General features: G+C 35.0%; 5 protein-coding genes. 2 read left to right on the plus strand and 3 right to left on the minus strand.

Going from position 1 to position 7987, the window contains the following annotated elements; genetic code table 11:
* Nucleotides 1-201: 201 nt before the first annotated feature.
* The 3 genes from AC1DTM_RS14305 to fdhF all read right to left on the minus strand — a co-directional run bounded on the left by AC1DTM_RS14305 (nucleotide 202) and on the right by fdhF (nucleotide 5667).
* Complete coding sequence (locus AC1DTM_RS14305) at nucleotides 202-2073, minus strand: glycerophosphoryl diester phosphodiesterase membrane domain-containing protein (protein ID WP_477000381.1); 1872 nt, start codon at nucleotides 2071-2073, stop codon at nucleotides 202-204.
* A 156-nt stretch (nucleotides 2074-2229) separates the two neighbouring features.
* The gene (locus tag AC1DTM_RS14310; protein WP_016103500.1) at nucleotides 2230-2712 is read right to left on the minus strand and encodes a helical membrane plugin domain-containing protein; all 483 of its coding nucleotides are present in this window, start codon (nucleotides 2710-2712) and stop codon (nucleotides 2230-2232) included.
* A 12-nt stretch (nucleotides 2713-2724) separates the two neighbouring features.
* The gene (gene fdhF, locus AC1DTM_RS14315) at nucleotides 2725-5667 is read right to left on the minus strand and encodes a formate dehydrogenase subunit alpha (protein WP_477000382.1); all 2943 of its coding nucleotides are present in this window, start codon (nucleotides 5665-5667) and stop codon (nucleotides 2725-2727) included.
* 298 nt (nucleotides 5668-5965) lie between these two features.
* Here fdhF and fdhD point away from each other — a divergent pair, with 298 nt between their 5' ends.
* Entirely contained in the window at nucleotides 5966-6772 is an 807-nt protein-coding gene (fdhD, locus tag AC1DTM_RS14320; protein WP_016103498.1) for a formate dehydrogenase accessory sulfurtransferase FdhD, read from the plus strand.
* 350 nt (nucleotides 6773-7122) lie between these two features.
* Complete coding sequence (locus AC1DTM_RS14325) at nucleotides 7123-7629, plus strand: GNAT family N-acetyltransferase (RefSeq protein ID WP_000405886.1); 507 nt, start codon at nucleotides 7123-7125, stop codon at nucleotides 7627-7629.
* The last annotated feature ends 358 nt before the right edge of the window (nucleotides 7630-7987 follow it).

Consider the following 7987-nt stretch of genomic DNA (forward strand, 5'->3'; position numbering starts at 1 on the left):
ATTCTATTGAGTTCTGCGTACCACTTCATCATCTATCACTCTATTTCTATTATATCCATTCAAAATGCATAGTTATTATTTATTATTTGACAATAACGTAACAATGTAAAAAAACTAAGTAGTTACGTATACATATACACTTATTACTTTGTACAATACTTTAGAAATATATTCTTTTCATAAAAAAACAGCTACTAGCATTTAGCCAGCAGCTGGGTAACTTATAAATAATTTTGAAAACAAGTCTTCTGTCGTTTCTGTAATTTTATCAAATATATCGCTTTCTTCAGCTTCTTGTTCTTTTAACATCTTAATTGTTTCACGTGCGTCTTCAGGATAATCGGTAATGATACCATCTACGTTTAACTTATAATATGCCTTTAAACTTTCCATATCATTTACTGTCCATACGTAAATTGGCTTATTTAACTTCCTTGCTTCTTTTACTAATTTTTTATTTAACATGTATTCTTCTGCTACATAAAAATCAGCCTTCACATTCTTTAAGTTAGCTCTACTTGCATACAGTATATATCCTACTTTTATATCTGGATTTGCACGCTTAAACTCTTTAATAAGGGGATAATGTAATGTTTGAATAACGCATTGTTTCTCAAAGTCATTATCTTTAATTGCTTTTAATACTTTATTTACGAAGTCCTTCTCATTACCGTGAAGCTTCACTTCTATATTGAGTTTTATTTTATTTTTTGAAAGCTTAATAATCTCATCTAATGTACTAATTTCTCCTGTGAGCCCATCTTGACTAAGAGTAAGCTCCCTTAGCTCATCCATCGTCAAATCTGATACATGCACATTCGCATTCGCAAGACGTTTCAACTTCAAATCATGTATGACTGCTAGTTCGCCATCTTTTGTTTGCAAGACATCTATTTCAGCATAGTCTGCTTTTGCATCAATGGCACCTTGCACTGCTTCTTTCGTATTCTCTACACCTTTTGATATATATCCACGGTGCGCCATAATAATTGGTTCTTTATATGTGTTTGAAATAAAGGTCACAATGAAGGCAACGACCATTCCAGCAGTAATAATTCCCACAATATATACACCAATAAATTTCCAACKATGTTTTTGGAAGAAACATTTATCTGCTTTCGATTTTGAATAGTCTAATCCTTCTTCTAGTAAAACATCTTCAACCGGAACCTTTTGCAAATACAATCGCGTAATCGCCATAATATAAAATGGTGTCACGATAAAGCTAAATAAATACAATGTACTTGTTAGGAATACAGACATTGTTGATTCAGCTAACAATGCGAATGTTCCTTTCGGGTTTGTAAATTCATACACACCCCATAGGCACAATAAATATATTCCCCAAAATACAATATACACAATCCCTATTGAAATGAAAAAACCTACTAAAAAGAATAGTACTTTAAAAAAGCTTTCTTTTACTAAAGCTGCACTTTTGCGTGCTGCCACGCGAAATGTTTTTTGCTCTAAAACGACAATAGGTAGAACAAAAATCCAGCGAAGGTTCAAATACGCGACTACAGCAAAGAACGTGTAATAACCAACTTGTCCCATCGTTGTCTTGAAGAGTTCTCCTGTAATAAAGTTAGGAATTTGAATTTGCGGAATTAATGCTGTTTCATATCCCATATTTAAAAGAGGTAATAATACGACAGCATATAAAATAAATCCTGGTAAGCAATATGTGAAAAGAGTAGGTAAATACGTTACCGTTTTATATAAAATCGGACGTAATTTCACCTTTTGTCTTTTATGAGCAAAATACGAAATAATAATAAGTACCGCAAATTCCGTAAAAATAAGAAACAGTGCTAACAATGACAAAATTACGATTGCCAAGATGCCGTATGGTGTCTTTAAAAACGCTAATAATTCATCGTTCGTTGCATTTGCATAACCACCAAAATACAATAACTTATTAAAAATGATCCCAAATAGCGGGACAAATACAATCGCTGCTAATAATTTATAAACAAGTTGAAAGGTTAATACATTCCAAAAAGCAAATCTAACTGTTTGAAAGGAATGTCCCATTACTCCTGGTATAGATAGTTTTTTACGGTGTTGCATATATTCCTCCAAATTCTAAAACGGTATTTGAGATGGATTCCACATTTCCAGTTCCAATCCATCTTTTTAATAATAATATATTCCGCTTAACATGAACACTCTTATACATATAATGAAAAAAGTGATGGCTAATCCCATCACTTTTTTTCACTCACTCTATTTTTTCTCTAATCCTTGTCCAAATGCTTTTAAGAAACTAAAACCGAATGTAATCGCCCTGTTGATATCTGGATCTTTTAATACCTTAAAGAAATCCATCACTTTTGTTTTCTTTCCGTTTTTCAGCTCATCCGTTGCAAATTGTAATCCAGTGACTAAACTAGATGTTATTTGTTTCGTTATTTCTGGGTCCACTGAAGATAATGCCTCTCCTGCCCCCATCATATTGTTTAGTGCGTTTTTTACTGGTTCACGATTCAATTGTTCAACAGCTATTTTGGAAACATCTTCTTTTGCAGCAAGTAAACTAATTGCTGCATCTAAAATTCCAGCTTTTTGCAACTGCGCTAATAGCTGCATCGTCTCTTCTACTGCTGCTCTATTTTCAGCTAGATCATTTAACAGTTCATCTGTTACTTGCTGTTTTTTTTCTTCTTCTGTTACAATCTTCTTTTTAATTAAAGTAATCTCTTTTGCCATGATCTCCGCCCCCTAATTCTGGTCCACAAGTGATACGTATTGTTTTCTTTGCCACTTTTGCTCGATTTCAACACCATTTTGTGGATGACGTTTTTTATCTCTCGGGTTTGAAGATGGTAACGGACGATTTCCTTTTTCACGTAATACGCGCAGTTTCACCATTGTTTGTTTATAAGCTGGTGTACACGTATAAATGTCTGTTGCTGTTCCTGTTAAAATATTGATTGCCTCTTCATTTACTGTCGCATGCATCGGCAAATATAACTCATTTCCAGTTACACGATCTGTAACAAGCGCTTGTACTTTAATCGTTCCAAATGGTGATGCTAACTCTACAAGACCACCATCTTTCACATTGCGTTCTTTAGCAAGTTCAGGTGAAATTTCAACAAATACTTCAGACACTTTAGATAAAATTCCAGCCGACTTATTCGTCATATTTCCTTCATGGAAATGCTCTAGTATACGGCCATTATTTAATAGTAAATCATACTCATCTGGTGCTACAACTGGCGGAACCCATTCATCTAGTGATAATCGTGCTAGTTTGTCTGGGAAGTTAAATCCATCTACATATAATAACGGTGTATCACTACCATCATGGCTACCCCAACATAAACTATTCCAGCCTTCTAAACGGTCATACGTTGCTTGTGAATATAACGGGGCAAGCGATRCAATTTCATCCATAATTTCACTTGGACTTCCATAATTCCAGTCTCCGCCCAGTGCACGAGCTACTTTTTGTAAAATCCACCAATCTGGTTTAGAATCACCAAGTGGCTTCAATACTTCATACAATCTTTGAATACGGCGCTCTGTATTTGTAAATGTTCCTTCCTTTTCTAAGCTTGGTGCTGCCGGTAAAATAACATCGGCAAAACGAGCTGTTTTCGATAAGAACATATCTTGAACAACAAGGAAGTCTAAATTCGCTAAAATATGTTGTACATGGTTGGCATTTGAATCTACTAAAGCCATTTCTTCTCCCATAACATACATACCACGCAGTTTTCCTTCTTCGGCCGCAAGTAACATTGCGATATTATTTAATCCCGGTTCTTTCGGAATGGTAGTACCGTATGCTTTTTCAAATTTCGCACGATGCACATCATCTGAAACTGCTTGGTAACCCGGAAGCCAGTTCGGTAATGTCGCCATATCACAAGCACCTTGTACGTTATTATGCCCGCGTAACGGATACGCACCGGCACCAGGACGACGGTAGTTACCTGTAACGAGAAGTAAATTTGAAATTGCTGCCGACGTTGTACTTCCTCCTGTATTTTGAGTTACACCCATTCCCCAAAGTATACAAGTACCATCTGCTTCATATACCATACGAGCCATTTCTTTTAACTGAGCTTTAGAAATCCCTGTAATCTTCTCAGTATAATCAAGCGTATATTTCTCTAGCATTTTGCTATATTCATCAAAATTCTTTACATTTTCAGCTATGAACTTTTTATCGTGCCAATCTTGATTGATAATGTATTTCGTTATCCCAGCAAGCCATACATAATCCGTCCCTTGACTCGGGTGAACAAATATATCAGCACGCTCCGCCATTTCATGTTTACGAAGGTCTGCGACAATTAGTTTTTGTTCATGTAATTTATGAGCACGTTTCACTCTAGTTGCAAGTACAGGATGTCCTTCTGTTGGATTTGCACCAACAATAATAACAAGACCTGCCTCAGCAATATCTTTCACTGTTCCAGCATCTCCGCCCATACCGACAGTTTTAAATAAACCGTCTGTTGCTGGAGATTGGCAATAACGGGAACAGTTATCTACATTATTTGTTCCATATATTTGACGAGCTAGTTTTTGCATAAGATAGTTTTCTTCATTTGTTACTTTCGAAGAAGAAATAAACCCAAACGCATCGCTACCATATTCTGATTTAATATGTTGCATATTAGATGCAACAACTTCAAGAGCCTCTTCCCATGAAGCCTCAACAAACATATCCCCTTGGCGAATTAACGGCTTTGTAATACGCTCTTCACTGTTCACAAAGTCCCATCCAAATTTGCCTTTTACACATGTGGAAATACCATTAACCGGTGCATCTGAAACAGGTTGCACTTTTAAAATTTGACGATCTTTCGTCCATACTTCAAATGAACAACCTACACCACAAAATGTACACACTGTTTTTGTCTTATTAATTTTCGTCTTACGCATCGCGGACTCTACTTCTGAAACTGCTAAAATACTGCTATATCCAGGCTCTACATCTTTTACAAAATCAATCATTGGATTTAGCACATCTGGTTTTAAACCAGTCATAAATCCAGCTTCTCCTAGCATCGTTTTTTCCATTAATGCATTACAAGGACAAACTGTTACACATTGCCCACAGCTAACACAAGACGAGTCATTTATATTCACACCATTGTCCCAAATAACACGTGGGCGGTCTAAACTCCAATCAATCGATAAAGTTTCATTCACTTGTAAATTTTGGCATACTTCTACACACTGCCCACAAGCAATACATTGATTTGGATCGTATCGATAGAATGGATGCGACGTATCCACTTCGCATGCACTTACTTTCGGTTCATATGGATATTTCTGTTCTTCAATTCCCATCATATCTACTGTATTGTGGACTTTACAGTTACCATTATTATTATCACATACCGTACAGTACAATAAATGATTCTCTAATATTCGATCCATCGCTTCAGTTTGTGCTTCCTTCGCACGTTCCGATTGCCTCTCAATATGCATGCCATCTTCCAACTTTGTTGAACAAGCACGCATTAACTTTCCATCTACTTCTACAATACATGTATCACAAGTTTGAATAGGATCTACCTCTGGTACATGACAAATTTGAGGATGTTCTAAATTACTTTCGTTAAATAATTGGAGTATCGTCTTTTCACCTGATGCAAAAAATTCTTTACCATCAACGGTTACACGGACTGTCTGTTCTGTCATAGTTTCCCCTCTCCTTACAACTAACTGTACAACACATTTTTGAATCCGTTTTCAAAAATGCGTTGCTGTACATATTTTTGAAACGCCCTGTTGAAATACTTTCCTTTGGAAGTCGATTCTAGATGTTATAAGGTATAACTACGAAAGCTTGAAAATGTCACTATTCTACAAATCTATTATATCGTACATATACAATAATAACCAAAATAATCTGCCATCTTCTTATTAGTAGATGCTTTTGGTTTTTCGATGTTTTATGATAAATATGGAGAAAAATATATATAAAGGGGAATTTAATATGGGGCCTATTCAAGAAACATATACAATTGTACGCTATCAATCTGGTACATTTTCAAAACAAACCGATGAGGTTGTTACGGAATCTCCTATTACAATTAAATTAAATAGCGAAGAATACGTAACAGTTGTATGCACTCCTAATTACATTGAAGATATGGTAATCGGTTTTTTAATTTCTGAAGGAATTATTTCTTCTTATAAAGATATTGAAGAATTATGGATCCAAAAAGAAAACGGAATTGTCCATGTAAAATCATCAAAAATTAATCCGCTCTATCAAACTTTATATAATAAACGGTACGTAACTTCTTGTTGCGGGAAAAGTAGACAAGGTTTTGTTTTCGTCAACGATGCAGCAAAAGCAAAGAAGTTACATGATATACATATAACTATTACTCCGGAAGAATGTTTTTACCTAATGACTTCCTTACAACAATCTTCAACTACATTTCGCCAAACGGGTGGTGTGCATAATACCGCTCTATGTGATCGAAAAAACATTCTTTTAGCACGAATGGATATCGGAAGACATAATGCGCTAGATAAAATATACGGTCATTGTTTACGAAACAATATATCCGTTCAAGGGAAAATCATTGCGTTTAGCGGACGCATCTCATCTGAAATTTTGTTAAAGGTTTCAAAAATAGGTTGCGAAATTGTTCTATCTAAATCAGCTCCAACTAAACTAGCTCTACAACTCGCCCATGATTTAGGTATTACCGTAGTAGGATTTATTCGAAATGGATCTTGCAATATTTATACACATCCAGAACGAATCGATGGCTACAAAATAAACGATTGACTATGTAAAAGAAAGTGAAAATTTAATCAGTGGAGGGTTTTTCCCTCCCCACTGATTATTAGCCCAAACCAATCGGGCTTTTACGGGCAACCCGACTCCCACGAATAGTGGGATAAAGATGACTCCTTTACAAAGCGGGAATTTTAGTTATAAAAATGTAATATATTAAATCCTTGAATAGTTAATGAAGTTAATATATAATTTCATTACATAAATAAAATAAAAACATAGTAGCATAATCTCTTCATTCTTTTACAAATTAAGAAAGAATAGTCACAGAATACATTTAACTAAACTTAATCTTACAAAGTTAATGAATTAAATTTGAATCAATCTAGGAGGTTACAACTATGGAAATTCGCTTATTAACAACAGAGGACGCAGAAATTTATTTGAAAGTTTGTATGGAAGGTTTAACGAAAAACCCTGAGGCTTTTAGCTCTTCTTATGAAGATGTTCTTAAACATGAAAACCCTGTCGCTGCTATGGCAAAGCGATTAAGCAATCCGGATAAGTATACTCTAGGTGTCTTCAAAGATAATGATTTAGTCGGTATTGCTACTCTAGAAACAAAGCCATTTATTAAGCAAGAGCATAAAGCAAAAATCGGCTCCGTTTTTGTTTCTCCAAAAGCGCGTGGTCTCGGTGCAGGACGAGCTTTAATTAAAGCGATTATTGAAAATGCCGATAAATTACATGTAGAACAGCTCATGCTTGATGTTGTTGCTGATAACACTGCTGCAAAAAAATTATATGAGTCCCTCGGCTTCCAAACTTACGGTGTGCAAGAACGGTCCTTAAAACATAATGGCCAATATTGGGACGAGGAGCATATGGTTTTATTCTTAAATAATTAACATTTTAATATAATTTTTCAAAAGCATCTTCTTATTAATTAAGATGCTTTTTTCATTACAACAATGTAATCTTCATGTCACCTTTATCAATCGTTCCAATCCTTTCCATTCGTTATACTAAAAATATAAAGTGAGACTTTAATCAGTGGGGATGATCCATCTCCCGCTGAGTATTACATGAACGTATAGCATGCAATTGATATGTAGAGGAGAATGTAACATGAAACAAAACAAACAAGCTATCTTTTTAATATTTGCTACAGCAATTGTAACTTCTGGACTGGCAATTCTACCTTGGTTTATTATATAGAAAACATTAAAAAAGCTTATTGCTTCTTAAGAAGCAATAAGCTTTTTT

This window comes from Bacillus sp. P4_D3, from assembly GCF_056401855.1.

Excerpts from the sequence above, each read along its gene's own strand:
- fdhD (WP_016103498.1), top strand. The coding sequence starts at position 5,966 with ATGGGGCCTATTCAAGAAACATATACAATTGTACGCTATCAATCTGGT.
- AC1DTM_RS14325 (WP_000405886.1), top strand. The coding sequence starts at position 7,123 with ATGGAAATTCGCTTATTAACAACAGAGGACGCAGAAATTTATTTGAAA.
- AC1DTM_RS14310 (WP_016103500.1), bottom strand. The coding sequence starts at position 2,712 with ATGGCAAAAGAGATTACTTTAATTAAAAAGAAGATTGTAACAGAAGAA.